Annotated in this window: 34 protein-coding genes and 1 tRNA gene; 11 read left to right on the plus strand and 24 right to left on the minus strand. The window is 68.0% G+C overall.

Features of this window, described 5'->3' with window-relative positions; translation table 11 throughout:
- Positions 1-9 precede the first annotated feature (9 nt).
- Positions 10-480: a helix-turn-helix domain-containing protein gene (locus J7E88_RS23025; protein WP_215184056.1), complete on the plus strand. Its 471-nt coding sequence runs from the start codon at positions 10-12 to the stop codon at positions 478-480.
- Here J7E88_RS23025 and J7E88_RS23030 read toward each other — a convergent pair.
- The 7 genes from J7E88_RS23030 to J7E88_RS23060 form a co-directional block, all read right to left on the minus strand.
- A complete protein-coding gene (locus tag J7E88_RS23030; RefSeq protein WP_374196310.1) occupies positions 447-1,427 on the minus strand; it encodes a YihY/virulence factor BrkB family protein in 981 nt (326 codons plus the stop codon). The genes J7E88_RS23025 and J7E88_RS23030 overlap by 34 nt on opposite strands.
- A 166-nt stretch (positions 1,428-1,593) precedes the next feature.
- Positions 1,594-2,241, minus strand: a complete 648-nt coding sequence (locus J7E88_RS23035) for a DUF3618 domain-containing protein (RefSeq protein ID WP_215184058.1) — start codon at positions 2,239-2,241, stop codon at positions 1,594-1,596.
- The gene (locus J7E88_RS23040) at positions 2,217-2,645 is read right to left on the minus strand and encodes a phage holin family protein (protein WP_215184060.1); all 429 of its coding nucleotides are present in this window, start codon (positions 2,643-2,645) and stop codon (positions 2,217-2,219) included. Before J7E88_RS23040 ends, J7E88_RS23035 begins: the two co-directional genes overlap by 25 nt.
- 1 nt (position 2,646) lies before the next feature.
- Positions 2,647-3,222 carry a hypothetical protein gene (locus J7E88_RS23045; RefSeq protein ID WP_215184062.1) on the minus strand — a complete coding sequence of 192 codons (576 nt, stop codon included), beginning with the start codon at positions 3,220-3,222 and terminating at the stop codon, positions 2,647-2,649.
- A gap of 565 nt (positions 3,223-3,787) precedes the next feature.
- A complete protein-coding gene (locus J7E88_RS23050; protein WP_215184064.1) occupies positions 3,788-4,297 on the minus strand; it encodes a phosphoribosyltransferase in 510 nt (169 codons plus the stop codon).
- Between the two features lie 7 nt (positions 4,298-4,304).
- Positions 4,305-4,880, minus strand: coding sequence for a dCTP deaminase (dcd, locus tag J7E88_RS23055; RefSeq protein WP_215184066.1), 576 nt, complete (start codon positions 4,878-4,880; stop codon positions 4,305-4,307).
- Between the two features lie 71 nt (positions 4,881-4,951).
- A complete protein-coding gene (locus tag J7E88_RS23060) occupies positions 4,952-5,119 on the minus strand; it encodes a hypothetical protein (RefSeq protein WP_215184146.1) in 168 nt (55 codons plus the stop codon).
- Positions 5,120-5,349: 230 nt separating this feature from the next.
- Here J7E88_RS23060 and J7E88_RS23065 point away from each other — a divergent pair.
- Positions 5,350-5,423 (plus strand) — tRNA-Gly (locus J7E88_RS23065).
- A 51-nt stretch (positions 5,424-5,474) separates the two neighbouring features.
- Here the strand turns inward: J7E88_RS23065 and J7E88_RS23070 are convergent.
- From J7E88_RS23070 to J7E88_RS23130, 13 genes are all read right to left on the minus strand, one after another.
- Entirely contained in the window at positions 5,475-6,635 is a 1,161-nt protein-coding gene (locus J7E88_RS23070) for a site-specific integrase (RefSeq protein WP_215184068.1), read from the minus strand.
- The gene (locus J7E88_RS23075; RefSeq protein WP_215184070.1) at positions 6,635-6,847 is read right to left on the minus strand and encodes an excisionase family DNA-binding protein; all 213 of its coding nucleotides are present in this window, start codon (positions 6,845-6,847) and stop codon (positions 6,635-6,637) included. Before J7E88_RS23075 ends, J7E88_RS23070 begins: the two co-directional genes overlap by 1 nt.
- Positions 6,844-8,226 carry a replication initiator protein RepSA gene (gene repSA / locus J7E88_RS23080; RefSeq protein WP_215184072.1) on the minus strand — a complete coding sequence of 461 codons (1,383 nt, stop codon included), beginning with the start codon at positions 8,224-8,226 and terminating at the stop codon, positions 6,844-6,846. The genes J7E88_RS23075 and repSA overlap by 4 nt, the downstream gene beginning before the upstream one ends.
- Positions 8,223-8,435 carry a hypothetical protein gene (locus J7E88_RS23085; protein WP_215184074.1) on the minus strand — a complete coding sequence of 71 codons (213 nt, stop codon included), beginning with the start codon at positions 8,433-8,435 and terminating at the stop codon, positions 8,223-8,225. Before J7E88_RS23085 ends, repSA begins: the two co-directional genes overlap by 4 nt.
- Positions 8,435-8,623: a hypothetical protein gene (locus J7E88_RS23090; RefSeq protein ID WP_215184076.1), complete on the minus strand. Its 189-nt coding sequence runs from the start codon at positions 8,621-8,623 to the stop codon at positions 8,435-8,437. The genes J7E88_RS23085 and J7E88_RS23090 overlap by 1 nt, the downstream gene beginning before the upstream one ends.
- 107 nt (positions 8,624-8,730) lie before the next feature.
- Positions 8,731-9,288, minus strand: coding sequence for a GGDEF domain-containing protein (locus tag J7E88_RS23095; protein WP_215184078.1), 558 nt, complete (start codon positions 9,286-9,288; stop codon positions 8,731-8,733).
- 89 nt (positions 9,289-9,377) lie between these two features.
- A complete protein-coding gene (locus J7E88_RS23100; protein WP_215184080.1) occupies positions 9,378-9,668 on the minus strand; it encodes a SpdD protein in 291 nt (96 codons plus the stop codon).
- A 22-nt stretch (positions 9,669-9,690) separates the two neighbouring features.
- Entirely contained in the window at positions 9,691-9,846 is a 156-nt protein-coding gene (locus J7E88_RS23105) for a hypothetical protein (RefSeq protein ID WP_134407504.1), read from the minus strand.
- A gap of 19 nt (positions 9,847-9,865) precedes the next feature.
- Entirely contained in the window at positions 9,866-10,054 is a 189-nt protein-coding gene (locus J7E88_RS23110) for a mobile element transfer protein (RefSeq protein ID WP_134407505.1), read from the minus strand.
- A gap of 15 nt (positions 10,055-10,069) precedes the next feature.
- On the minus strand, positions 10,070-10,708 hold the full coding sequence (locus J7E88_RS23115; RefSeq protein ID WP_215184082.1) for a DUF2637 domain-containing protein: 639 nt from the start codon (positions 10,706-10,708) through the stop codon (positions 10,070-10,072).
- Between the two features lie 4 nt (positions 10,709-10,712).
- Positions 10,713-12,056 carry an FtsK/SpoIIIE domain-containing protein gene (locus tag J7E88_RS23120; protein ID WP_215184084.1) on the minus strand — a complete coding sequence of 448 codons (1,344 nt, stop codon included), beginning with the start codon at positions 12,054-12,056 and terminating at the stop codon, positions 10,713-10,715.
- Positions 12,057-12,059: 3 nt separating this feature from the next.
- Positions 12,060-12,392: a hypothetical protein gene (locus J7E88_RS23125; protein ID WP_215184086.1), complete on the minus strand. Its 333-nt coding sequence runs from the start codon at positions 12,390-12,392 to the stop codon at positions 12,060-12,062.
- 138 nt (positions 12,393-12,530) lie between these two features.
- Positions 12,531-13,310: a GntR family transcriptional regulator gene (locus J7E88_RS23130; RefSeq protein ID WP_215184088.1), complete on the minus strand. Its 780-nt coding sequence runs from the start codon at positions 13,308-13,310 to the stop codon at positions 12,531-12,533.
- Positions 13,311-13,328: 18 nt separating this feature from the next.
- Between J7E88_RS23130 and J7E88_RS23135 the strand changes: the two genes are divergently transcribed.
- Positions 13,329-13,799, plus strand: a complete 471-nt coding sequence (locus J7E88_RS23135) for an NUDIX hydrolase (protein ID WP_215184090.1) — start codon at positions 13,329-13,331, stop codon at positions 13,797-13,799.
- The gene (locus tag J7E88_RS23140; RefSeq protein ID WP_251023043.1) at positions 13,799-14,029 is read left to right on the plus strand and encodes an e9imm peptide; all 231 of its coding nucleotides are present in this window, start codon (positions 13,799-13,801) and stop codon (positions 14,027-14,029) included. Before J7E88_RS23135 ends, J7E88_RS23140 begins: the two co-directional genes overlap by 1 nt.
- A 416-nt stretch (positions 14,030-14,445) precedes the next feature.
- On the opposite strand, the gene J7E88_RS23145 is transcribed toward J7E88_RS23140, so the two are convergent.
- Positions 14,446-14,847, minus strand: coding sequence for a hypothetical protein (locus tag J7E88_RS23145; protein WP_215184092.1), 402 nt, complete (start codon positions 14,845-14,847; stop codon positions 14,446-14,448).
- 476 nt (positions 14,848-15,323) lie between these two features.
- Between J7E88_RS23145 and J7E88_RS23150 the strand changes: the two genes are divergently transcribed.
- Together J7E88_RS23150 and J7E88_RS23155 are read left to right on the plus strand one after the other, a co-directional pair.
- Complete coding sequence (locus J7E88_RS23150) at positions 15,324-15,569, plus strand: hypothetical protein (protein WP_215184094.1); 246 nt, start codon at positions 15,324-15,326, stop codon at positions 15,567-15,569.
- A gap of 358 nt (positions 15,570-15,927) precedes the next feature.
- Positions 15,928-16,602 carry a hypothetical protein gene (locus tag J7E88_RS23155; RefSeq protein WP_215184096.1) on the plus strand — a complete coding sequence of 225 codons (675 nt, stop codon included), beginning with the start codon at positions 15,928-15,930 and terminating at the stop codon, positions 16,600-16,602.
- Positions 16,603-17,294: 692 nt separating this feature from the next.
- Here the strand turns inward: J7E88_RS23155 and J7E88_RS23160 are convergent.
- A complete protein-coding gene (locus J7E88_RS23160; protein ID WP_308307576.1) occupies positions 17,295-18,683 on the minus strand; it encodes a YncE family protein in 1,389 nt (462 codons plus the stop codon).
- A 566-nt stretch (positions 18,684-19,249) separates the two neighbouring features.
- Between J7E88_RS23160 and J7E88_RS23165 the strand changes: the two genes are divergently transcribed.
- The 5 genes from J7E88_RS23165 to J7E88_RS23185 all read left to right on the plus strand — a co-directional run bounded on the left by J7E88_RS23165 (position 19,250) and on the right by J7E88_RS23185 (position 22,647).
- Positions 19,250-19,789: a winged helix-turn-helix domain-containing protein gene (locus J7E88_RS23165; protein WP_215184100.1), complete on the plus strand. Its 540-nt coding sequence runs from the start codon at positions 19,250-19,252 to the stop codon at positions 19,787-19,789.
- Complete coding sequence (locus tag J7E88_RS23170) at positions 19,786-20,316, plus strand: transposase (protein ID WP_251023079.1); 531 nt, start codon at positions 19,786-19,788, stop codon at positions 20,314-20,316. Before J7E88_RS23165 ends, J7E88_RS23170 begins: the two co-directional genes overlap by 4 nt.
- Positions 20,317-20,354: 38 nt before the next feature.
- Positions 20,355-21,746 (plus strand): ISL3 family transposase, encoded by a 1,392-nt coding sequence (locus tag J7E88_RS23175; protein WP_215184104.1) that lies wholly within the window; start codon positions 20,355-20,357, stop codon positions 21,744-21,746.
- 22 nt (positions 21,747-21,768) lie between these two features.
- The gene (locus J7E88_RS23180) at positions 21,769-22,158 is read left to right on the plus strand and encodes an SMI1/KNR4 family protein (protein ID WP_215184106.1); all 390 of its coding nucleotides are present in this window, start codon (positions 21,769-21,771) and stop codon (positions 22,156-22,158) included.
- A gap of 279 nt (positions 22,159-22,437) precedes the next feature.
- Entirely contained in the window at positions 22,438-22,647 is a 210-nt protein-coding gene (locus J7E88_RS23185) for a PQQ-binding-like beta-propeller repeat protein (protein WP_308307577.1), read from the plus strand.
- 421 nt (positions 22,648-23,068) lie between these two features.
- Here the strand turns inward: J7E88_RS23185 and J7E88_RS23190 are convergent, their stop codons facing one another.
- Entirely contained in the window at positions 23,069-23,560 is a 492-nt protein-coding gene (locus J7E88_RS23190) for a lamin tail domain-containing protein (protein ID WP_215184107.1), read from the minus strand.
- Positions 23,561-23,877: 317 nt separating this feature from the next.
- On the minus strand, positions 23,878-24,081 hold the full coding sequence (locus J7E88_RS23195) for a hypothetical protein (RefSeq protein ID WP_251023044.1): 204 nt from the start codon (positions 24,079-24,081) through the stop codon (positions 23,878-23,880).
- Between the last annotated feature and the right edge of the window lie 464 nt (positions 24,082-24,545).

Here is a 24,545-nt window from a genome sequence, read left to right on the forward strand (position 1 = left end):
GCGGAAGGCATGAGCAACACAGAAGCGTGCCCGGTCCTGGGGATCAACCGCCGGACCGGAAAGCGATGGCGCTGGGGACGCAACGCGTCAGGCGCGAACAAGGCGGCACCACCGGCAAGACCGGTGGTGCCGCCTTCCGCTCGCTCTCGCTACCTGCAAGAAGCTGACCGCGTTCACATCGCCGACCGGCTGCGGGAGAAGGCCACGGCCCGCACGACCGCCGCCGAACTGGGCCGCAGCCCGTCCACCGTCAGCCGGCGAAGGTGGCGGTATAGCAGGTCTCGTTGTCCTGCTTGTGCTGGATCAAGGCGGTGCAGGACGTGCGGCGCAGGATGGCCGTTAGGCACACACCCGCCCGTCGCGGATTTCAACGAGCGCACTCGGGCTTCAAGCTGCGTAGAGCGAACGAGCGCCACCACGGTGTGCCACTCCGCACGGGACCACCGTCAGAGTTTGCGGGTGTCGCGGGGTTCTACATAGGGCTCTTCGCCGGGCGGGTGGCCGGCGCCGATGGCGCGTTCGCGTTCGAGTTCGGCGTTGAATTCCAGGCCGAGGAGGATGGCGATGTTGGAGATCCACAGCCAGATCAGGAAGATGATGACTGCCGCCAGGCTGCCGTAGGTCCTGTCGTAGCTGGAGAAATTAGCCACGTACAGCGCGAAGAGAGCCGAGGCGACGAGCCAGATGAGCACGGCGAGCAGGCTGCCCGGGGTGACCCAGCGGAAGCCGCGTTTGACGTTGGGGGACGCCCAGTACAGCAGGGCGATGATCAGACTGAACAGGATGACCATCACCGGCCACTTGGCGATGTTCCACACCGTCATGGCCGTGTCGCCGATCCCCAGGACCTGCCCGGTCTTCTGGGCGAGGGCGCCGGTGAAGACCACGCCGATGGCGATCAGCGCCAGCAGCACCACAACCACGACGGTGATGACCAGCCGGGTGGGCAACGTCTTCCACACCGGCCGTCCTTCGCCGATGTCGTAGACGGCGTTGGAGGCGCGCATGAACGCGGCGATGTAGCCGGAGGCCGACCACAGGGCGACAACGAGCCCGATGATCAGCGCTATCCCTGCCTTGCCCTGACTGCTCTGCAGCTGGGTCAGCATGCTGTTCAGAATGTCGCGCACCGACCCGGGGGCAAGGCTGCCCAGGTTGTCGATCAGGGGTTTGATCGTGGAGCTGCCCAGCAGGCCCAGGATCGAGATCAGGGCCAGCAGGGCGGGGAAGATCGCCAGGACCCCGTAGTAGGTCAGCGCGGCCGCCCAGTCGGTGAGGTTGTCTTCCTTGAACTCCTTCAGGGTGCGCTTCAGTACAGCGCCCCATGACCGTTTGGGCATCTGGGTGGGCGCCTGGGCCGGCGGCCGCTCTCCTCGCCCTTGGCGAGGTGCGCCGTTGCCGTCCTTCTCGCGTGCGTTCCGGGCCATGGTCGAGTCCTCCTTCCGATGCCGCCACGCCAGGCCGGGGAAGGAGGGACCCGGCCCGCGCGGCGGCCGTCACGGGCCCGCTCACTGGCGGGTGGTCCACCGGGCGGCAGGGCGGACCTGCCTGTGGCGGTGGTGTGTCCCGGCACGGGACTACTGGCTGCCGGGACTACTGGCTGCCGGGGCTTTGCCTGCGTGCTTCGTCGGCGACCTGCTGCCCGGACTCGCGGGCCTGCTCGGTGACCTGGGTTGCCTGGCCGCGTGCCTCGTCGCGTGTGGCACGGGCGGCATCCGCGGCGGTGTCCTTGACTTCACCGGCGGCCTGCTTCGCGGTCTCGGTGGCGTCCTCCTTCAGGTGCTGGGCCGTTTCCATCGCGGCTTGCTTGACCGGCTCGATGGCCTCACTGGCCTGGTCGGAGATCCGGCTCGCTGCCTGCTCCTCCGCTTGCGAGGCGGGCAGCAGGGATGCGGCCAGCAACCCGGCGCCGAATGCGATCAGGCCGGCCGCCAGCGGATTGCCCTGCGTCTGCCGCATCGCCTGTTCCGGGGCCTGCTTGACGGCTTCGCCCATCTGTCCGGCGCTCTCCTGCGCCGACTGCGCCGCCTGACGTGTCGTGTCGGCGGCCTGGCCGCTGGTGTCCGACGCGACCCCCATGACCCGATGCCGCAGGCCCGATGCCGCCGAGCGCACCCGGTTGGTACGCCGTCGCATCATCTGCTTGGGGCTGGTGCGGTCGGCCAGCCGGTCGACGTTCTGCGAGAGCCTGTCGCGTGTCGCTTCTATGTCGGCCCTTACCTGGTCGGGTGACGTGCCCACTGTGCGTCCTCCTTCAGCGTCTCCACGGTCTGCTCCGGCTTGGGCGAGACCTCCCGCATCCGGGAGCGGCCCATCACGAACAGCACGGCCGCGATGACCGCCCACACGGCGGTGATGATCAGTGCTGCCCAGCCGGCGTCCATCACATTGGCCAGCCCGAGCACGGCCGCCAGCGAGAGGAACAGGGCGACCATGTAGCCGGCGAACCCGGCTCCGCCGAACATTCCGGCGGCCTTGCCCGCCTTCGTCGCCTCCTCTCGGATCTCGGCCTTGGCCAGCTCCACCTCCTGCCGGAACAGCGACTGCACGTCCGACGTCACGGCGGACAACAGCTCGCCGACAGACCGGTCCTGCTCTGGCGGATCCGTCCGCTCCTGCGGCGACTTCGGGGCGATCGACGACATCTCACACCCCCGGATACCCGGGCAGCTCCGGCCGCACAGGGCTCTGCGGCAGCGGACTGCTCTCCTGACGGGCAGGGGCTTGCCGTCCACCGTCGGAGGACTGGGCCTTGCCGGCCTTCGCGAGACGGCCGACCACAAGACCGGCCACCACCGCACCGCCCAGGAACGCCCCCGGCCGCCGGCGCGCGAAGCCCTGCAGATCGCCTACCAAGCCCTCCACGCCATTCTTGTCCAGATAGTCCGCCGCACGATGTCCTTGGTCGGAGGCCTGGGCCGCAAGGCTGCGGGCCGGCGAGTCTCCAGGAGCATTCCGCGCCAGCCCTGCGAGATCGTCCGCCCACTGCCGCACGGTCCCGGCCAGCCTCTCCGCCTGCCCCTGGCCTTCCTCCATCACCCGCTGCCTCAGGTCACGCACCGCGCTCCCGGCCTGTTGACGCGCCTCACCCGCCACCGCCCTGGCCTGCTCGGCAGCGGTCCCCGCCACCTCACCGGCCGCCTGCCCGGCCTGGCCCGCCGTAGTCGACGCCTGCTCCTTCGCGGCCTGCCCCGTTTGCTGCACGCGTCCGGCATCACTCATAAGCCATCCCTCCTTCGACTACGCCCCGGCCCGCCGCGCGAAGGCCCGGATCTGGGCCTGGCACCACGAACCCGGCGCTCTTTCACTCTGGTCGCCCGGGTAACCGCAACCTGTCCCGGGGAAACACGCACCCGGAACACGGCCAGAGCCGGAATCTGCTGACGGAAGTGCGTGGTTCGCCTGCTCGGGTCTGCCTGTTGCGGCCGCAGGGGGTTGGGGTGCGGTCATGACCGGGGACGCATCGGCGGAGGCTGCTGTGCAGTACGTGGGTCTGGTCGAGGAGGAGACCGGTCACGGGCACCTGACGGCTGTCGCCGCGGCTGACCCGGTCGGTGCCGGTACCCGGCGAGCGGGGCCGCCGCTGAGGCGTGGGCACGGGACGTGGCAAGGGAGCACCCGCCCCGTGCGCAGGCGACGGCGAAGTGCCGCACCCGCGGTGATCTGCGGCGGCAGGACGCCACCGGGGGGACGGCACCGCCACGACCAGGCGGCGCAGCAATGCCTATACGCCTCCTGGTCGGCAGCCGTGCCGTCTGGGGCGTACTGAATGCAGGTCAGGCTGAATCTACAGAGCCTCGCGTGATGGAGTGATCGGTGTGCCGGACTTACGGCACGGAGGCAACACAGACCAGGGGAAGTTGATCCAGTCGTCGGTGCGCTTCCAGACGTACTCGCACTTCACCAGCGAGTGCGACTTCTCGTAGATCACGGCGCTGCGGACCTCGGCGACATGGTCGACGCAGAAGTCACGCACCAGCTTGAGCGTCTTGCCCGTGTCGGCGACGTCGTCGGCGATCAGGACCTTCTTGTCGGAGAAGTCGATGGCGTTGGGCACCGGCGCCAGCATGACCGGCATCTCCAGCGTCGTGCCCACACCGGTGTAGAACTCCACATTGACCAGGTGGATGTTCTTGCAGTCCAGGGCGTACGCCAGACCGCCGGCGACGAAGACACCGCCGCGGGCGATGGAGAGCACGATGTCGGGCTCGTACCCGTCGTCGGCGATGGTCTGCGCGAGCTCGCGGACCGCGCCGCCGAACCTCTCGTACGTCAGGTTCTCCCGTACGTCACTCATGATCGTTTCACACCTGTGTCCGATGGAAATTCATGAAGGAGCGGGAGGCCGTCGGGCCCCGCTGACCCTGATACCGGGACCCGTAGCGCTCACTCCCGTACGGCTCCTCGGCGGGGGAGGTGAGCCGGAACATGCAGAGCTGCCCGATCTTCATCCCGGGCCACAGCTTGATCGGCAGGGTGGCGAGGTTGGAGAGCTCCAGGGTGACGTGCCCGGAGAAGCCGGGGTCGATGAAGCCGGCCGTCGAGTGCGTCACCAGACCCAGCCGCCCGAGGGAGCTCTTGCCCTCCAGCCGCGAGGCGAGATCGTCCGGCAGCGAGATGACCTCGTAGGTCGAGGCGAGCACGAACTCGCCGGGGTGCAGGATGAACGCCTCGTCGCCCTCCGGCTCGACGAGCCGCGTCAGATCGGCCTGCTCGACGGCAGGATCGATGTGGGGGTAACGGTGATTCTCGAACACCCGGAAGTAGCGGTCCAGCCGCACATCGATGCTCGAGGGCTGCACCATGGATTCGTCGTACGGATCGATGCGCACGCGCCCGGCGTCGATCTCGGCCCGGATGTCCTTGTCAGAGAGAAGCACGCCCCGAGGATACGCAGAGCGCGCGGGCGGCCCCCAATCGGACTCCGGCCCGCGCGCCCCGCCGCCGGGTGCTACCGCTTGTTCTGTTCCACCACGGGCACGGCATGACGCAGCCGCGCACACCGCGGACACCGGATCAGCCGCCCCGGCCCGAGCCGGTCGGCGCCGAGCTGCTGCATCGGAAACGAGGTGGTGGTGAACACGTGCCCCTCGGCACAGCGGACGACGGTGCGCTCCATCAAGTCCATCGGGCCCCTTCCCCAACGAAATGCGGACGAAGGCACACATTAGGGGATGACCAGGACGCCACCACAGGCGGCACTCCGCACCCGAGGTTACGCCTCAACTCCCGCCCCCCGCACACACATCCGAGCCCGGGGCACCACGAACACCCCGCGGCGACATACGCCGAGGGGTGAGGAATGGGGTAGAGTGTGCGACGATGCGGAGCTGATCACCGGTCCGCTGCGCGGGTGTAGTTTAATGGTAGAACATGAGCTTCCCAAGCTCAGAGCGCGGGTTCGATTCCCGTCACCCGCTCCATGCAGAAGGCCCAGGTCAGAGACCCGGGCCTTTCTTGTTGTCTGGACCTGTTTAAGCGTCCCGTGCCACATCCGTGCCAGATGCTGGCGCATCCACTGCATTACGCCGCTGCCGGACGAGCCTGTCGAGACCGGCCGCGACCTCCCGCTGACGGTCGACATCCGAGTGCTGATAGATCAGCGCGGCCCGCTCGGTCGACTGTCCGGCGCGCACCATCGTGTCCTTGAGCGTCGCGCCGGAGCGGGTCGTCAGGGTGTGTCCGGTGTGACGAAGGTCGTAGAAGCGGAAGCCGTCGGGGAGACCCACCCTCGTACGGGCAGTACGCCACTTCCGCCCGAAGGTGGACCGCCGGAACGGCTTGCCCTTTTCCCCCACGAACAGCAGCCCGTCCGGGCCCTTCTCGGCGTACCAGTCGAGGTGCCGTCGAAGGTCGGTCCGCAGAAAGGCCGGCAGGACGACGAGCCGCTTGCCCGCCTCCGACTTGGTCGGCCCTTCGGCCCGCTTGCCGGTGGTCAATTCCGGCGCGGCCTGCCGAACGCGGATCGTCAGGTTGCCGAGGTCCACATCCTTGCGGCGCAGCTCGGCCTGTTCCTCCGGGCGGAGGGGACCATATGCGCCGAGGTAGACCATCAGGCGCCAGCGTGGACCGAGGGCGTCGGCGAGCGCGTCGACCTGGTCGACGGTGGCGACGGGCCGTTCGGCCGCTGTCTCCTTTCCCGCCCCCCGGATGCGGCACGGGTTGCGTCGGATCAGCTCGTCCTCGACGGCCGTCTCCAGGATGGCCTTCAGTAGGCGATAGCTCTTGGCGACGGTGGTCTCCGCCCCGGTCGAGTCGAGCCGTTCCGAGCGCCAGGAGCGCACGCGCGGAGCCGTGATCTCGTCGAGGTCCAGGTCCTCGAAGGCGGGCAGGATGTGCAGCCGGAGGAGCCGCCGGTACAGCTCGTCGGTCGTCGGGGACAGCCGCCGTTCCTTGACCCACAGGGTCGCGTACTCCTCGAAGTTGACCGCTCCGGCGTCCGGGTCCTGCCAGTCACCACGGCGGATCTCGGTCCGCTTCTCGGCGAGCCAGTCGTCAGCGTCGCGCACGGTCGCGAAGGTCTCGGGCGCCGGCCGCATGACACCGTCCGGGCCGGGATACCGAGCTTGGTACCGCCCGGAAGGCAGCTTCCGCACCGCCCCGAATGCCCGCCGCTTGCCTCTCCTGTTGGCCATCAGGCAGCCCTCCCGTACCGAGCACGGCGACGGCGGATGGGCTGGACGGTGTTGCCGTCGATGTAGGCGTTCAGCACGCTCTCCGCGATCCGCACGTGGCGTCCGATCTTGACGAAGGCGATCCGCCGTTCGGCGATGAGTCGCCGCGGGAAGCGGGCGGTGGTGCCGAGGCGTTCGGCGGCTTGCTCGACGGTCAGCAGGAGGTCACTCACGGCCGGTCTCCTTCCAAGGCAAGTGCTTCGCGGGCGGTTTGGCGGTTGAGCTGGATGTCTCTGGCGATGGAGGCGGCGAGGACGGATTCGCCGGGGCTGTGGCCCTGTCCTGCGAATCGCCAGTCGGCCAGGACGAGGATGGTCGGGTCCTGGTCCGGGTCGGGCCGGCCGAGTTCGTCGCGTTGCTGGGCGGCGCGGTAGTCGGCGCGGATCTGGCGAAGGGCGCCGAGGGTCGTCGAGTAGCGCCGGGACTTGCTGGAGAAGTGGCCGCGAAAGCCGAGCATGTGGGCCCAGACCCTCAGCCGCCGGTCGGGATACGCGGCATCCAGGTCGAAGCACGCTTCGATGAGGCGGCGTGGGTGGTCGGGGACCTCGAGGAGGACCAGGGCTTCACGGTTGCCGATGCGGCGGTCTACGGTGCCGGTCGTCTCGGCCGCTTTGGTGGCGTATTTGGCGACGTAGGAGGCGACGGCCTGTTCGGTGATGGCGGTGCCGGCCTCGAAGGCGCGGACGGGTCGGATGTCGAGCTGGGTGCCCCAGCGCAGTGTGCGGGCGGGGTGGTCGGCGGCGGCTGGGACGGTGATGGTCGTGTAGGAGTGGGCGACCGCGGCGCGGATGGCGTCGGTGAGCAGCTGCACGGTGGCCCAGGACGGCGGCGCCGATTCGGGGCCGTCGGGTCCGTCGAGGCGTACGACGGCGTGGAAGTGGACGGCGCCGCGCTTCTGGAACTCGGCGACCTTGCCGTAGGAGACCCGGGCGCGTTCCTTGAGTTCGCGCTGTGTGATGCCGGCGCGGGCGGCGATCTCGCGGCGGAGCCGGTTGGTGAAGCGCTGCCAGAGCTCCCCGGCGTGGTTGTTGAAGAGGACCGCCGCGGCGTAGTCGTAGGTGGCCGGGTCGATCGGTGTGCCGAGTGTGTCGTCGTCCGCCGGGTGCCGGAGGCCGCAGCGGCAGCGGCCGGAGTCGGGGCGGTTGTGGACGCGGCCGAACGACGGTGCGGTGAGGGTGGCGAAGACCCGGGGGTGGTCGCGGACGGTGGCGGGTACGTCCTTGTCCTGGTCGCCCGCGAGCCCGGCGCGGATCAGGTGGTAGGTGTCGGCGGCGTACATCCACGCACAGGCCGGGCAACGGGACGCGCGGCGGTTGCCGCAGGCGACGCGGAGCCGACCGTCGGGCTCGGTGTCGGTCGAGTAGCGGTGCAGCGTGTCGCCGGTGGTCTTGTCCTTGGTGAGGGTCCAGCCGGACAGGTGGATGGGGTTGGCGCAGCCGCCGGTGCGGCGGATCTGGTCACGCCAGCGGTCGAAGCCGGTGGACCCGGCCACCCGCAGCAGGTCGCCGAGGGTGGCCGGGTCCAGGCCCGCGATGGTCGCGGTGTCGGTCACCAGCGCCGCCTCCCCTTGGCGGTGCTGACGTCATTGCTCACAGGGCCGCTCAGGTTCTTGCCACGAGCCTTCTTCGGCTCGGGCCGCAAGAAGTCATGGACCTTGTGTGCCTCCCGTACTTCCCGGATGTGGGCACCGTCGCGCTTGGCGCGGTCGATTGCTTCCTGCATGTCGTAGTCGTCGGGCTCGCGCCTGCTGAAGAGACCCATCAGGCCGACACCTCCGCCCGGTTGATGGAGGACAGGAGGCGGGTGCCTGTGCCGTGGCAGGCCGTGCAGTGCGCGGTGACGGTGCGGAGGTGTCCGGCCCGGTCGCGGCCGCCGAGGGTGACCTTGACGGCGGGGAAGCCGTCGCAGTCGGGGCACACGCGTGTCCGGGCAGGGGTGGGCTGGGACATGATGGTGGTCCTTTCGATTGCGGTTGGAAGGGGCCGGACCGTCCGGGCGGCGGCGATGCTTGGCGGCTTGTGCGCCGCCCGGGGGCCGGTCAGTGCGTGGCTGTGGTTCAGCGCGCGAGGGTGCGGGTCCCGCGGCGGCCGGCCTTGCCCTTGATCTCGTACATGGCGGCGTCGGCGGCGGAGAGCGCGTCGGAGAGCCTTCGCAGCGGCAGGTCCGCGACGCAGGATGCCCCGGTGGACACGTAGAGCGGGATGCGTTCACCGGCGTGGGCGAGCGGTTCGTGGAGGAGGTCGACGAGGCGGTCGATGTCCTCGGTGCCGGCGGAGCGGACGACGGCGACGAACTCGTCTCCGCCGAAGCGCCCGGCGATGCCGTGTCGGCCGCACCAGGCGGTGAGGCGAGCGGCGATGGCGGTCAGTACCGCGTCTCCGGCGGCATGGCCGTGCGTGTCGTTGAGGTACTTGAAGTCGTCGACGTCCAGGAGCAGGACGACGGCGTCGCGGTGGCGGCGGATGATGCGTTCGGCCCGTGTGGTCCATCCGGCGCGGGTTCGCAGGCCGGTGAGCGGGTCGCGGCGGGCGGTGGCCAGTCGGTGGGTGAGGTAGCCGGAGTGTGCGGCCCAGCCGACCAGCGGCAGGGATAAGGCGAGCGCTTGGGTGTCCACGGTTGTCCCTTCGTTGCGGTTGGAAGAGGTGCGTGGGCCGTCCGGGCGGTGGCGATGCTTGGCGGCTTGTGGCACCGCCCGGAGGCCGGTCAGCGGCGGAATTCCTGGCGGAGCATGCGGACCAGGACCAGGAGGACGACGCCGCTGATGGAGAGCGCGAGGCCGGTGATGGCCACGGCCAGGAGCATGGAGACGAGGACCGCGCCGACGGCGACGACGCCGGTGATCGTGGCGGCCGGGTTGGCGCGGACCTGGTCGACGAGCCCGGGGCGGTGCGGGGCCGCCAGCGCGACGGGCCGTTCGGCCGGGACGGGCGCGGAGGCGATGCGGCTGGTGAGTGCGTCGTAGGTGTCGGAGGGCGGGTACTTGGGCTTGAACACGGGCCGTGTCCTTTCCGGGTGGTTACTTGGCGAGCGGGTCGATGACCGGTGCGAGGAGGCTGTCGGCGAGGAGGTAGCCGCCGAGGAGGAGCACGGCGACGAGCCACCAGGGCGGGCGGACGAGCTTGATGCCGAGGGCGCCGACGACGATCAGTGCGAGCCAGAGCGGTACGTCCATGGCGTGGTCTCCTGTGTGGTCAGCGTGGGTTGCAGCGGTGGGTGCGGGCGGCCAGCTCGGCGGCGGCGCGGTTGAGGTAGTCGGCCGACCAGTCGCAGCCGGGTGCGGTGCAGGCGGCGGCGTGCGCCTCGCGGCCCTGCCGGTCGCGGTGGGTTCCGATCTGGACGGGGCCGATGCGGTCGACGTCCCAGAAGCGGTTGCGCGGCATGCGGATCACCTCCTCTCAGGCGAGTCGGGCGGCGATGGCGTCGGCCATCGGGGCGGGGACGCCGAGCCGGGAGCGCAGGGTGTCGGCGTCGATGTCGCGTCCGGTCGCCGAGCGGTGCGAGTCGGCGAGCTTCCGGGCGTGTGCGATGAGGGCGGGCGGTACCGCGGGGCCGGCGGCCGGGAGTTCCGGAGCCGAAGCGGGCTCGTCCTCGGGAATCTCCGCCCGTACGACCTCGGGTGCCGTGTCCTCCTGGGCGACAGGCTCGGGCGCGGGCCGCGGGGCTTCCGGGGTGTGCACGAGGAGCGTGCCGCCGAGGAAGGCGAGCGCCGGCCAACCGGCGACGAGGATGCGCAGCCAGTCCGGCACGTCGTTCAGGTCGAGCAGCCCGGCCGTGGCGACGTTCGCCCCGAGGGAGGCGGCGAGGGCGACGGCGAACCAGGTCCAGGCAGCCCCTCGCGACGCGCCCGCATCCCTCAGCGTGCGGAGCCGACGCCAGGCGGCGACGAGCAGCAGGTCCACGGACACCGGGTAGGCCCATGCCTTCCAGCCGTGCTGTCCGGCGGCCTCCGCCAGGTCGTGCAGGTGGGAGAAGGACAGGGCCCCGGCGATCACGGCTTGCACGAGGACGGCGTCGAGTCGGAGCGATGGGCGCATGACGTCAGTCCTTGTCGGCGACCAGGTCGAAGGCCAGGGTGGGGACCGCGGGACGGAAGGCGGCCAGGCCGGGCAGGTCGGGTGTCAGATCCGCGTGCTCGGTGCATGTGGCCACCGCGTCGGCGAGCTCGGTGAACGGACTGCGGACGAGGGACCAGCCGCCCGAGGAGTCGCCCGCGACGGCCACGCCGCGCTGTTCCGGCGCTATGGCGGTGGCGGCCAGGACGGCGAGCGGGCTGATGTCCCCGAGCGCCATCTTGGCGGTGGTCTCGTCGTTCACCCGGTGCGAGATGCGGCCTGTGAGCTGGGCGCGAAGTGCGGTTGCGCCCTTGCCGAGTTCTGCGCCGAAGCGCTGCCCGCAGACTTCCAGGTAGAGGCCGGCGGCGCGGCCGAGCTGGGCGAGGCGAACGAGCTGGGTGACCATCTGGTCTCGGCGCTTCTCGTCGGCGGAGCAGGCCGTGAGGAACAGCTCCGCCACCTCGTCGACGAAGACGACAACCGGTACCGGCCGCATGTCCTCCGGCAGTCCCCAGATGTCCGACGTGATGGTCTCCACCGGACCGGGCCCGAGCCGCTGCACGCTCCGGATCAGCTCGTATCGCTCGGTCATCTCCGCCACCAGGGCGTCAAGCAGCTCGGCGGCTTCATCCGGCGTGCAGGCGAGCGCGGACAACCGCGGGGCGAAGGGCGCGAGTTCCACACCCCACTTGCAGTCGATCCCGACGAGCGCGACGGGTTGAGGCGCGAGACCGGCCAACAGGCCCCGCAGGTAGACCGACTTCCCAGACAGCGTTGCGCCCATCACCAACTCATGCGGCACCGTGCGGAAGTCCCGTGTGTGGACCGCGCCGTCAGAGCGCACGGCCACCGGGATGCTCAGCAGCTCCGGACGCGCCGACTTCGGCATCACGACCTGGCGGAGCACGTCGTACCCGACGACCTTCACCTGAAGCCACCCCGGGGTGAGAGCCGAGACGTGCACCGCGTAGGCCCGCCAGGAGTGGCGCAGTCGCTCGGTGGCCGTTTCGAAGTCGTGGACCTCCTGCCCGGGCTGCATCCGGATCCGTAAGACCAGGCCGCTTGCGGTGAACCGGATACGAGCCAGGCGGGGCACCCTGCGCGGGGCCGTACGGTTCGTCGTCGCCGCGACAGCGAGGCGGAACCGGGACGGCGGCTCGGTGAGCCCGCACGCCTCCATGACCGAGCGGTACGTAACCACGATCCGGAGCAGCTTGGCGGGGGCGCCGACCGCGTACCAGTACCAGGCGGGGCGCCGGCGCCGCAGGACGAGCAGTCCGGCGGCCACCAGCCCCAGGCCCAGGTAGATCAGGAACTCTCGGGCGCTCATGAGTCAGCCCGCCAGCGCGGTCACGGCAGCGGCGCGGAAGGTGATTCCGTGCTTCTTCTTGCCGTCGAACTCGTTCTCCCACGGCCGGGCCACCAGCCCGGTCAGCGCCACCTGCGTGCCCGTGACGAGTTCACCGGAGAGGTCTGCCTCCGCCACCGTCACCGTGACCAGGTCGGCCTTGCCGTTCGCGACGAACAGCACGTCCACCGTCATCAGGGAGCCACCGGTCTCGGCGTCCACGGCGATCACGCCGTTCTTCCTGTCCTTCATCTTCGGCTGCGGGGGCTGGGCCACCATCGCGGTCACGCCGCTCATGTCCACGGGGATCACACGCACAGAGATCACTCCTCTAGAAGTGTTGGACTCCGTCACTCATGTACATGAGTGACATGAAGAAGAGTGCACGACTCCTATACATGAGTCAACCCGCCGAGACGAAGAAGTCGCGGCGGGTTGAAGGGAGTTGAGCGGGCGTCAGTCGGCCGCGGGGATCCTGTACTGGAAAACGAACTGGTCAGCGGCCATGAGGGTGTCGCACACCTCGACCACCCGACCCTCTTCGGTCACGGCGTTACGAAGTAGGTGGACGACGGGGGCGCCAGGGCTCAGAGCCAGCTCCGACGCTTCAGCCTTGGTGGCGAGCCGGGCTTGAAGAGTCTCGACGAACTCCGCGAACACGTGACCGTGGTCCTCGAGGCGGGCATAGATGCCGCCAGGGCCAGGGTTGTCGGCGTGCAGCTCGGGGATGTCCTTGGCAACGTCCCATGGCAGGTACGAGGTGGCCGTCTCAACCGGCGTCCCGTTGCGGAAGTAGAGGCGCCGCCGGGCCAGCACCTGGGCGCCGATCTCGACGTCAAGCCGTTCTGCAATCTCGGCCGGCGCTTCCAACGTGCCGCGGTAGAGGAGACTCACGTCTGGCTTAGCCCCCGCTTGCTCCGACTCGGCCAGATAGGCAGCCTTGCCGCCCCGGCGATGCGAGGCCCGAAACCGGTCCGAGGACCGAAGTCGTACCGGCGGCCGATCCTTCACGATCGAGCCCTTACCGTGGCGGGTCTCCACCAGGCCGCTGGCCCGGACCTCCACCATGGCCTTGCGAATCGTCCCGCCGGAGACGCCGTAGCGCTCGACCAGCTCGGACTCACTCGGCACCATGTCACCAGGCTTCAGGACACCAGCCCGGATCTGCTGAACGATCTCGTCGGCGATCTGAACGTACCGAGGTACGGCCCTGCCACCTCCTACCGCAGTTCCCATAGTCCTTCTCTTCCTCCTATGCTCCTGTACATGAGTACGGGCTCCCAGCAGCACAAGTCAACGCCACTGCACTCCGTGTCCGTGGCGGGGGCGGTCATACGCGAGGACGGCCGGCTCCTCGCGATCCGCCGGGCAGACAACGGGACTTGGGAGCTGCCGGGCGGAGTCCTGGAGCTCTCCGAAACGCCGGAAGACGGTGTGGCCCGCGAAGTCTGGGAAGAGACCGGCATCCACGTCGAAGTCGACCAGCTCAGCGGCGTCTACAAGAACACGACGCGAGGCATCGTCGCCCTGGTCTTCCGCTGCAAGCCCTCCGGGGGCACCGAGCGCACCTCCGACGAGTCGACGGCAGTCGCATGGCTCACGCCGGAGGAAGTCGCCGAGCAGATGTCCGAGGTCTACGCAGTGCGCTTGCTCGATGCCCTGGACGACGAGGGCAGCCCTCATGTCCGCAGCCACGATGGACGCCAGCTACTCACGGCGCAGTGATGACCGAGCCCCAGCACAGGATGAGCCGCGACGAAGCGATCTCGCTCGTGCAGCATCTTCTGGACGCCGATACAGCCGACGAGGCTGAGCACTCCGAGATCCTGAACGCCCTGAGGCGCGGACTGATGTGCCCTCACATCAGCGACTACATCTACTGGGCCAACGCCCCGGAGCCGAATGCAGCGAACATCGTCGATAGAGCCCTCGCATACAGCCCGATCGCCCTCTGAGGCGCAGCGCGGTAAGAGTTTCTCTACTTCATCAAGGCGCCGCGCAAGCGCGGCGCGCGCCGCTGCCCCCGGCTCGGGGGCAGCCCCTGTCTTCGCCCGGCTGCCCCCGGCCGGGCGGCGGCGCACCGAGCGCGGACACCAACCGTCAGAGAAGGGTCGGCACGGGGCTGGGGCGTCGGCTCCACGGCTTTAGGCAGCCACCATGGGGCGAGCCTCGAAGATCGGGGCCCACATCGGGCTTTAGCGGGCAGGTCCACAGACTGCCCGAGTCGCGGCAAGCTTACGGGCCCCGATCTCTCGCCCCATGGCAGCTCCCGCCCAAAGCCGCTACACCGACCTCGTGAGAGCCGAGTAGGCTCAGCGCATGCAGGCTGCGAGCGTGGGACGGCTCACCCATCGGCCTACTGACCAGCGACTCACGTAGCCGGGCCACCGCCTCTGAGTCTGCCGACGGACTCCGTGTCGTACGGTTGCCCGCCGACGTCTTGTGCCGCATCGAGTGCCTGGGACCGCCCAGCCCGCCGGTAGAACCACTCGCCGAGCTGCGATCCGCTCATCAGCCCACCTGCGAACATCAAAAACCCGACCGATGTCATGGACGCGAGAATCGTGGCCTCCTCGATGTCCAGGCCGCTCTGCCGCACCAGCGGACCGACCAGCCCTCCGACCCAGAGCACCAGCAGCGCGATTCCCCGGACCTGGATGCCCCACGGACTGATACGACGCCGGACACGCCTGGGCGCCCAGCCCCGCAACATGGCGATGGCCAGTGGCAGTGCGAACGCTGACCAGCCGATCACGAAGAGCCACGTGAACACGGCTCACACTCCTTGTCCTGTCAGAGAAGCCGCCCATCGGTAGAGGGCGGTTCTCCTTCGCCGTCGTCAGCCACGACGCCGCGTCGACGATCCCACCACTGCCCAGGAGAGTCACTGCCGTATCCCGGCAGTCTTACGCATTACTGATGCCTGATCTACGAATCAGCATGCCGTGGCAGCGGCTGCCGACCCAGTAGCTCGGCAAGCCCCGCGGAATGCGGCGAGTACACCCGGCCCGGCCCTGGGGCCATAAGGACGTAGCCGGGGTGGAGATCCCAAGGGTCACGTGTGCCCCCTCCGTGCCCGACCGGACGGTCACGGACGGGGAACAGCGGGAAACCTCGGCGAGTCGCCCGGGATCATCCAGGTCAGCATCTTGCCAGGTCAGCTGGGATGCACATACGGGATCTTCCAAACTCGTGATCCAGACAGGGAAAAGGCATGACTGTGCTGCCCTCGCTGGCTACGGTGTCCCCGTGCTGCAAGACAACGATTGCCAGGCCGCTTGGCTGGAATCGAAACGACTGCTCGTCAGTCCTGAACGCCACATCGACACGTTGCGGTGCCTTCTCGCCGAGGACGACGACGCGCTTCTGATGTACGACTACGACCTGGTCAGTGATCCGCAGACGGTTGCCATCGTGAGAGCGCAGCAGCGTGCAGGAGGGCAACGCCGCCGCAGACTGAAGCGATTGGCGGCACGTCGACGCTACGCGAAGTGACATCACCGTCTGACATCAACGACGGTGCACGATGGCGGACGGAAGAGGCCGTAGGCGGAGCGAGGAGCCGCCATCGAACCCTGTTTGAGGGGCCGCGCCGCAGGCTGATCGAACTCCTAATGCGGTGCTCACGCACGAGCGCCCTCCCGGGCCGTCCTCGGGCCGTGGAAGGGCGCTCAGTAATGACCAACGTCGACAACTGCCGACAGCTCAACAGCAGGTCAGAGCGTTGATCGATAAGGGGGCCGCAGGTCACGGCCGCCGGTGATCAGTTGTGGCTGAACTAGGTCGGGCCTCTGTACGCCTTCAGATTGCGCTAAAGCCCCCGTGTCACGTGAGAGGCCGTTAGCCTCCCGACGTGAGCCAATCAATCGTTCAGCTTGCTCTGGCAGCGCTCGGTGTTGCAGGCACCTTGGCTGCTGCCATCACGACTCAGATCCTGCAACGGCGGGCGGAGAGAGAAAGACGCGCCGCTGACGACGGCCGTCGATGGCATGCGGATCGGTTTCGCGCGTTTAAAGAGCTTCTTTACAAAGTGAACGAGGTCAAGAGAATTCTGTACAGCGCCGCTGCCCACCTGCCTTCGGATGCGGAGCGTCAACGCCTGCAGGACATGGGGCGAACGGCCTTCACGATCACCCGGGCCAGCGATGTGCCGCCGGACTCTGGTGACATCTCGATCTTTGATGCGACCAGCTTGGAGATCGTACAAGAAGCTCTTGAGCGGGCTTTCAGCCTCAATGAGGAGTCAGAGCACCTCATCGCCGAGATATCGATCCTTTCCGAAGGGTTCGCACCATCGGCGGCAAAGCGAATGTTTGAATTCTGCTGGGATGCGACTGGGGCGGTGGAGACAACCCGGGGAACCACAGAGGAAGCCTATGCGGCGATCCTGGCGATGGGGCCGGCGATCGACATCTTCGAGGGCGCGGCACGTATGGATCTAGACGTTGCAACAGAGCAGCGGCCAACTGATTGGCGGCGAATGCTAATCGCCCGTCGTCGTCGCCGAATGCTTGCAGCAGGCGACTGAGATGATGCCCATCCGTGAGCCATGCAGCGCATGGAGCCGGTGGTAGTGCCGTACAGCTGCGACGTACCGCAACCACAGCAACCTCGCCTAACTGACAACGACTCGGTGGGGCCCGAAGCTGGCCGGTATGACCGGTGCTGACTGATCTGGCTAGAGCTACGGATTAGAACGTTGGCCGTGCCAGACGCGTGCCAGGTAGGGCGGGGAACAGCGGTCAACGACGGATGTCAGGGTGAGCCCGCAGGGTTCCCCCTGACATCCGTTTCCGCTGGTCATGGGTCGAAGGACATCCGCAAGATCGGTGATTCCCAAGCTCAGAGCGCGGGTTCGATTCCCGTCACCCGCTCCACGACGAAGGCCCAGGCCAGGGACATGATCCCCGACCCGGGCCTTTGTGTTGTCCAGACCCTTCTAGGCTCCCCGCACCACTTCCGCACCACTTGCGCCCTCTTCAGGCTGGTCACTGCCCTTCTACGCAGGTCAGCGCATGAAGCGGCAACATCATTCTCTGGAGCAGCCCGATCACATCGGGCTCCGTGGCGCCGTCGTGGCCCTGCCTCCGGTGGAGGTCAGGGCCACGAGTCGTACGGGAAATGGCATGCCCTGGCTGAGCGTGTGTCGAGGTGGTCAGTCGCGGGGTTGCGGTAGCGGGAGTCGGCGAGTCGCCGGGACTTGGCCGTGCAGGATCAGGTTCATGTCCTGGCGGCCGGCGTCAGTGCCTGGCCGGGGATGACGCTCAGGCCTTCCAGCCCCTCCAGTTCTGACGACTCGACAGAGCTGCCGTTGAACCTGCAGCCGGTGGTGGTGGAGGGCTCATAGGTGTCGTCGCCGGCGAAGGTGGCGGTGTAGCACGTCTCATCGGCCCGGCTGCGCGGGACCTTACAGGTGGCCTTGCCCCTGCTGTCGGTGGTCTCGGTGCACAGCGAGACGGAGTCGGTGGTGAACTCGATGGTCTGGTCCGCCAGCGGCTCGCCCTCCGCAGTCAGTTTGGCCTTCAGAGTCAGGCCCTTCCTGCCCCCGCCGCCCAGAGCGTCCATGGCGTCCATGGCGTCCATGGCGGCCTTGCCGTCCTTCCCCTTCTTCTTCTCCAGCCTCAGCGTCAGCCTGGTCGGCGTCCGCTCCTCAGTGACCGTCCCGATCGCCACACCGAAGGGGCTGTCGCCGACGGTGACGGTGTCGATGACGGTGTTGGTGACGGTGTCGATCACCGACACGTTGCCCGATTGGGAGTTGGTGACGTAGACGCGGGTGCCGTCCGGGGTGATCGCCACGCCATTGGGGCTGTCGCCGACGGGGATGGTGGTGGTGACGGTGTTGGTGGCGGTGTCGATCACCGACACGTCGTCCGTGCCGGCGTTGGTGACGTAGACGCGGGTGCCGTCAGGGGTGACCGCCACATCGAAGGGGAGGCTGCCGACGGGGATGGTGGTGGTGACGGTGTTGGTGGCGGTGTCGATCACCGACACGTCGTTCGAGAAAATGTTGCTGACGTAGACGCGGGTGCCGTCCGGGGTGACCGCCACGCCGGTGGGGCCGTTGCCGACGGGAATGGTGGTGATGACGGTGTTGCTGGCGGTGTCGATCACCGACACGGTGTCCGAGGAAATGTTGGCGACGTAGACGCGGGTGCCGTCAGGGGTGACCGCCACGCCCCTGGAGCCGTCGCCGACGGGGATGGTGGTGGTGACGGTGTTGGTGGCGGTGTCGATCACCGACACGGTGTCCGAGCCTTGGTTGGCAACGTAGACGCGGGTGCCGTCCGGGGTGACCGCCACATCGAAGGGGACGTCGCCGACGGGAATGGTGGTGATGACGGTGTTGCTGGCGGTGTCGATCACCGACACGTTGTCCGATTGGGAGTTGGTGACGTAGACGCGGGTGCCGTCTGGGGTGACCGCCGCGTCGAAGGGCCCGTCGCCGACGGGAATGGTGGTGATGACGGTGTTGGTGGCGGTGTCGATCACCGACACGTTGTCCGAGCCGGCGTTGACGACGTAGGCGAAGGTCCCGGTCTGCGCGGCGGCCGGCGTGGCCACGGCGATCGGGAGAACCAGGCCCGCCAGGACCGCCAACCCCGCCACCCAGGCCCGCACCACCACCCACCACGAACCCCCGCTTCCGCGAGTTCGCCAAGTACTTCCCTGATCCGGCGGCCCCCATACTGCGATACCCGACATCAAGACCTCCTGCAGTGCACGACACCGATGTGCGTTCCAGTGCCCCGAATGGACTCGGCGATTGATGCCCCGTCATGGATCGTCGGGCGTCGCCGCGGCGCTGAACATCGCCGCGACCGACGCTAGGCGCCGGGATCAGCTCGAACCCGCACACCACCACGAAATACGGGCCGTATGGACGACTCGGGTCCCCCTTCCGGGCCCGCCAACCTCTGCCGTTCCTCACCGAATCCTCCGCCCTGGCGTCCGCAGCCTCTACGGCAGGCAGCTGATCCGAGCGCGGACGAACCTGCCCTACTTGATCAAGGCGGCCCGCTTCCGCAGCCCGCGTCCCGTCGGCGAAGCCGACCTCGAAGGGTCGCAGGCGCCGCAGACGACTTTCGCTGTCGAGTCGCGCACCACTTACTGAGGTTGAACTCGTGGAGTCGTAGGGGCTGACGACTCGTCGCCCGTGCGGTATCACCGAAGGCATGCGGTATCCACAAGGGGGCGGGTTGACCGCCGAACGGCAGCAGTTCCGCGAGGAGTTACGGCTCAAGGCGGCCGAGAGGTTCGCCCAAGGTGAGGCGAGCTCGGCGATCGCGAAGGACCTGCGGGTCAGTGTCCGGTCGGTGCAGCGGTGGCGGCAGATGTGGGACGAGGGCGGTCCGCGGGCTCTGCGGTCGCAGGGGCCGGCGTCGCTTCCGAGGCTGAGCCAGAAGCAGTTCACACAGTTGGAGGCAGAGCTGGCCAAGGGGCCGGCCGCGCATGGTTGGGAAGACCAGCGTTGGACGCTGGCGCGGGTCAAGACGGTGATCGGCCGACGCTTCCACCTGACCTACACGATTCAGGGTGTGCGCAAGCTCCTGGTGCGTAATGGCTGGTCCTGCCAGGTCCCGGCCCGACGGGCCATGGAACGGGACGACGACGCGGTCGCGGGGTGGGTCAAGGAGGTGTGGCCGTGCGCGGAAGACTCGCGGCGGCCCGTGGAGCCTGGCTCGTCTTCGAGGACGAAGCCGGTTTCTCCATGACGCCGCCGCAGGCGAAGACCTGGTCGCAGCGCGGCCGGACCCCCGTGGTGCGGGTCCGGGGCCGTTCCCGCCGACGAGTGTCGATCGCCGCGCTGACCTGCTACAAACCCGGCCACCGGTCCCGGCTGATCTACCGTCCGCGCCGGGACGACGGTCGGCGCGACGGCCGCAAGAGCTTCTCCTGGCGCGACTACCGCGACCTGCTGATCGCCGCACATCAGCAGCTCGGCGGCTCCATCGTGCTCATCTGGGACAACCTCAACGTCCACAAAGCTGCTGACCTGCAGGAATGGGCGGAAACCCGGGACTGGCTGACCATCTACTACCTGCCGCCCTATGCACCCGACCTCAACCCCGTCGAAGGGATCTGGTCCCTCCTGCGACGCGGCTGGCTCTCCAACGTTGCCTTCAGCACTCCCGAACACCTCGTCCAGCGCATCCGACGCGGCCTACGGCACATCCAGTACCGCACCCATCTCATAGATGGCTGCCTCGCCGAGACCGGCCTGGCCATCAGACCCGCCTGACCAAACAGCACGACATCACGAGTTCAACCTCAGTAACGGTGCGGCGGCTGTACTGCGAGAACGTTCATTGCTCGCGGCGGACGTTCGCAGAGCAGGTCGAGGGACTGACCGTTCGCTATAGCCGCCGCACACCCGCCGCTCGCCGGGTTCTGGAGGCTGTTGCTGTCGCACTCGCGGGCCGGGCTGGGAGCCGTCTTGCCGCTGCCCTGCATACACGGGCGAGCCGGTCGACCCTGTTACGGGCGGTTATGGCCCTGCCCGATCCTGCCTGGACCGTTCCGAGAGTGCTGGGAGTCGATGACTTCGCCACCCGTCGTGGACAGCACTACGGCACCGTGCTCATCGACTGCGAGACTGGCCAGCCTCTCGACCTGTTGCCCGGCCGCGACGCTGCGACCCTGGCCGGCTGGCTGCGTGAACATCCTGGCCCCGAGATCATCTGCCGTGACCGGGCCGGTTCTTACGCCGACGGCGCCCGCACCGGCGCCCCGGACGCGATCCAGGTTGCCGACCGCTTCCACCTCTGGCAGAACCTCGGCACCGCCGTCGAACGCAGCGTGCGCCGCCACAGCAACTGCCTCAAGACAGCAGCCAGCAGGGCTGACGGCCTGCCGAACGATGCCGTCGCCGACTATGCAGATGCCCAGAAGAAGATGTCGCCGATCGAGGCCCGTATCCGCGAACGCCACGCAACCGTCCATGCTCTGCTCGCCCAGGGGCACGGCATCCGTGAGATCGCCCGAGAACTGCACATGGGCGGCAACACCGTCCGCCGCACCGCCCGCGCCGCAGCCCCCGAAGAGCTCCTGAGCGGACGACACCAGCCCCGGCCCAGCCAGCTCGACCCCTACAAGCCTCACTTGGACAAACGCTGGGCCGAGGGATTCACCAACGCGATCGATCTGCACGCCGAGCTCCAGGACCTCGGCTACCGCGGCAGCTACCAGACGATCAGCGACTACCTGCGACCGAGGCGACGCCGCCGCATCCGTGTTGTCGCTCCCGCTCCACCCGGCGTCCGGCAGGTCACCGGCTGGCTGATGCGCCGCCCCGACCACCTGGGCGACGAAGAACGCCAGCAGTTCACCACCGTCCTCGCCCAGTGCCCAGAACTCACCGCCCTCCATGGGCACGTCCGCACATTCGCCGAGATCCTCACAACACGCTCTGGCCAGCACCTCAAAGACTGGGTCACCGCAACCCGCGCAGAGGATCTGCCCGGACTCCACACATTCGCCACCGGCCTGGAGAAGGACTGGGACGCCGTCGTCCAGGGCCTGACCACCTGCTGGAACTCCGGTCCGGTGGAAGGACGGGTCAACCACATCAAGATGATCAAACGGCAGATGTTCGGACGAGCAAAACTTCCCCTCCTCCGGAAGCGAGTCCTGCTCACCGCAGCTCACGGCAGCCACCGCCACCAGGCATGACCGGCCTTGATAGAACGGCCTCATGAGTTCGAACGACGACCAGATCGCGCAGGCTGAGCGCCGCTTCGGAGTCCGATTTCCCGAGGACTACCGACACTTCCTGGCCACGGAAGGGAGCATCGCCCGGTTCGTTCCTCCTGCGGACGACTTCCTGATGATCAATGCCAGTGCGGAGCTCATCGAAGTCAATGAGGCTGGCGACTTCCAGGAACGCTTCCCTGGGAGCATCGTCATCGGCGGGGACGGAAGCCGCGAATTGCTCACCTACGACTTTCGGCAGGAACCCCCGCCTCTGGTCCTGCTCGACGTCTCCGCTCAGGACTGGTCGTCCGCCATCCACCAGGCAACTTCGTTCTCTGCACTGCTCGAGCAGTTCCCCGAAACTGGATGGAAATGGGACGAACGAACCTGAGCCCTCGCCTTCCTGACGCTCACGGAATTTGTGCCTGATCCCACTACTCGTGAATAAAGCCAAGTACCCGAGGCACACCGGACACCCACCCAAGCCGGGCCCCCCACGAAACCGTCCCGCCCTCACCAGCCCCCGACACGGACAAAGCCGACTCCCCAGAACAGCCGACGGACCCCGCGTACCCCTCGCACGGCCACCCCTCCAGCCCCCCTGTCCCGCCGCTCTGCCCTGCTCCCCCTGACCGGAACCACCCTCGGTACCTCCCTCGCCACCTGGAAGGTGCTCGACAACGGCTCCTCCGAAGCAGGGCCAACCAGAGAAACGGGCGGGAAGATCAGCTCATCTACCACCCGAAGCCCCAGCCGCAAGCCTGGAGAGGAGATCTGGTCCTTCCTCACCGGTTTCTTCGTGTCGTCGTCGCCGGCGGTGGCCGACGAGGTGGTCTACGTCGGCAGCCATGACAACAAGCTGTATGCGATCCAGACATGACAGCAGCGGGGCCAGGGGGAACGGCACGAAGCCGCCACGTGCTGCGGTTCTCGGCGAGGGTGAGCCCGCCGACCATGCGGTGCGCCTTGCGGAACCAGTCACCGGGTCCGATCGCCTGGAGCTGCTGCGGGTCGCCGATGGCCACGATCTTCGTGCCGGTGCGGCGTCCGTCATGAAAGCGGCGACGCGGTCGTCGACCATCGACGCCTCGTCCACGACCAGGAAAACGACCCCGGAGACACCGCGGCCGGTCTGTATGCCGCAGCGACGTCCGCGGGGATCGCGGACGCGTCATGCGGCTGCGGGCCATGTCCCTATTACTTGCACCACCGCTGCGGGCGCCGTGACGGCGTGTGGGCGCCTGTTCTTGGACTGCTCTGGCCCATCACTGTTGAGCGATGGGGCCAGAGCACGCGCATGTTCAGTGGAAGGTGATGTAGCCGTTGCCGTCGGGGTCGTTTGCGCTCTTGGTGTAGGAGTGGACGTCGGCGCGGCTGCCGGAGGGCTTGTAGAAGTAGATCGTGTCCCGGTCGTTGTTCCAGATGAAGTTGCAGTTGTCGCGGTAGACGACGTTGTAGGCGTCGGAGTCGGTGCCGTTGCCGCCGCGGAGCCTGACGTAGTCGCCGGGCTGCAGGTAGTGGTTCGCCGTGAACGTGAAGCGGTTCCCAGCGGCGTCCTTGACGAAGTAGCCCCTGAGGTTGACGGTCGCCGAGGACGAGTAGTTCTTGATCGTCAGGTACTCCTCGCGGGTGTTTCCGGTCGAGCAGCTGTTGGAGTCCCTGCCGGGCGCGTCGTACTGGACACCGCGGACCTTCAGCGCGGAGGAGTACTCAGTGGCCTGGGCCGGGCTCGCGGTCAGCGCGGCGAGCGTTCCGGCCGCGAGGGCTGCGGCAATGACGGCATGGGTACGCAAGGTGAGGTCCCCCCTCAATAGTGCTGATGAGCGGCAGAAGCCTACAGACACCACGAGTTGCTGGTTACCGTTTCAAACACATATCCCGGACACCTCCCGCCACCGTGTACCGCAGCCGACAGCCGCAGTTCCGGGTGGCGGCCAGGTGTGTGCTGACAGGTCAGGCTGCTCAGCACACACGGTCAGGGTCTGCCGGTGGCAGGGGCGTGTGTTCACTGTGACCAGTGCTCACACATGCAGGCTGGCGAACCCTGGATCATCACCAATGACGGCTGGCGATAGTTAGGGAAGCGCCGAAACCGAAACCGCTTCAGGCTTTATGCCGCCGCCTGACGGCCCGGGTAGACCACGATTTCGCGCGTCCGCCTTACCCCGACGCCCGTGCTCGGCGTCTTGCCTTCCTTGTGCAGCAGCTGCAACGCTCTGCGCACCACGGGCTCGGTGACCTGCCCGTAGTAGCTGCCGAAGATCTCGAGCGTGCGGTCGACCATCTTGACCGGACGCCGGGTACGCAGGAGCAACTTCTCCAGGTTGGCCGCGGTGCGCGCCGTGGGCGAGTTCCACGTGCCGGACCCACGTCTGGCGTCGGCATCGGCATCGGCGACTGCGGTGGCGGTGGCGCTCGGTCGCCTCCGGATGCTTCTGGGCGATGCCGACGTGGTACCGGCCGGGCAGGGTTTGCCGTTCCAGGCAGCCGCGGCACTCCAGCAGGTGCAGCACGGCCTCTTTCTGTCGCTCCAGGAAGCTGCGCGGGGAGCTCTTACCCTCGAAGGTGTTGCAGCTGCCGCAGAGAGGGCCTTCTCCGAACTACGCGGCGAGAACTGCAGCTGGATCGCTCGTCTGGCGACCCTATCCTTCAGCTCTTGGCGGGCGCTTGCTCTGGCTCGTGGGTCTGCGGGAGGTCGTGCTCGCGGCGCATCGGGCTCGCGGCAAGGATGAGCCAGCTGAGCGCGACGACGCCCGTTGTCGGCGTACACGTGAACGT

Origin of the sequence: Streptomyces sp. ISL-10, from assembly GCF_018614575.1 — a bacterium.
Taxonomy (GTDB): domain Bacteria; phylum Actinomycetota; class Actinomycetes; order Streptomycetales; family Streptomycetaceae; genus Streptomyces.

Excerpts from the sequence above, each read along its gene's own strand:
- J7E88_RS23040 (WP_215184060.1), bottom strand. The coding sequence starts at position 2,645 with ATGTCGTCGATCGCCCCGAAGTCGCCGCAGGAGCGGACGGATCCGCCA.
- J7E88_RS23180 (WP_215184106.1), top strand. The coding sequence starts at position 21,769 with ATGAGTTCGAACGACGACCAGATCGCGCAGGCTGAGCGCCGCTTCGGA.
- J7E88_RS23045 (WP_215184062.1), bottom strand. The coding sequence starts at position 3,222 with ATGAGTGATGCCGGACGCGTGCAGCAAACGGGGCAGGCCGCGAAGGAG.
- J7E88_RS23085 (WP_215184074.1), bottom strand. The coding sequence starts at position 8,435 with ATGGGTCTCTTCAGCAGGCGCGAGCCCGACGACTACGACATGCAGGAA.
- J7E88_RS23105 (WP_134407504.1), bottom strand. The coding sequence starts at position 9,846 with ATGGACGTACCGCTCTGGCTCGCACTGATCGTCGTCGGCGCCCTCGGC.
- J7E88_RS23090 (WP_215184076.1), bottom strand. The coding sequence starts at position 8,623 with ATGTCCCAGCCCACCCCTGCCCGGACACGCGTGTGCCCCGACTGCGAC.
- J7E88_RS23140 (WP_251023043.1), top strand. The coding sequence starts at position 13,799 with ATGACCGAGCCCCAGCACAGGATGAGCCGCGACGAAGCGATCTCGCTC.
- J7E88_RS23120 (WP_215184084.1), bottom strand. The coding sequence starts at position 12,056 with ATGAGCGCCCGAGAGTTCCTGATCTACCTGGGCCTGGGGCTGGTGGCC.
- J7E88_RS23030 (WP_374196310.1), bottom strand. The coding sequence starts at position 1,427 with ATGGCCCGGAACGCACGCGAGAAGGACGGCAACGGCGCACCTCGCCAA.
- J7E88_RS23050 (WP_215184064.1), bottom strand. The coding sequence starts at position 4,297 with ATGAGTGACGTACGGGAGAACCTGACGTACGAGAGGTTCGGCGGCGCG.
- J7E88_RS23025 (WP_215184056.1), top strand. The coding sequence starts at position 10 with ATGAGCAACACAGAAGCGTGCCCGGTCCTGGGGATCAACCGCCGGACC.
- J7E88_RS23070 (WP_215184068.1), bottom strand. The coding sequence starts at position 6,635 with ATGGCCAACAGGAGAGGCAAGCGGCGGGCATTCGGGGCGGTGCGGAAG.
- J7E88_RS23170 (WP_251023079.1), top strand. The coding sequence starts at position 19,786 with ATGACGCCGCCGCAGGCGAAGACCTGGTCGCAGCGCGGCCGGACCCCC.
- J7E88_RS23115 (WP_215184082.1), bottom strand. The coding sequence starts at position 10,708 with ATGCGCCCATCGCTCCGACTCGACGCCGTCCTCGTGCAAGCCGTGATC.
- J7E88_RS23165 (WP_215184100.1), top strand. The coding sequence starts at position 19,250 with ATGCGGTATCCACAAGGGGGCGGGTTGACCGCCGAACGGCAGCAGTTC.
- J7E88_RS23130 (WP_215184088.1), bottom strand. The coding sequence starts at position 13,310 with ATGGGAACTGCGGTAGGAGGTGGCAGGGCCGTACCTCGGTACGTTCAG.
- J7E88_RS23135 (WP_215184090.1), top strand. The coding sequence starts at position 13,329 with ATGCTCCTGTACATGAGTACGGGCTCCCAGCAGCACAAGTCAACGCCA.
- J7E88_RS23060 (WP_215184146.1), bottom strand. The coding sequence starts at position 5,119 with ATGGAGCGCACCGTCGTCCGCTGTGCCGAGGGGCACGTGTTCACCACC.
- J7E88_RS23110 (WP_134407505.1), bottom strand. The coding sequence starts at position 10,054 with ATGCCGCGCAACCGCTTCTGGGACGTCGACCGCATCGGCCCCGTCCAG.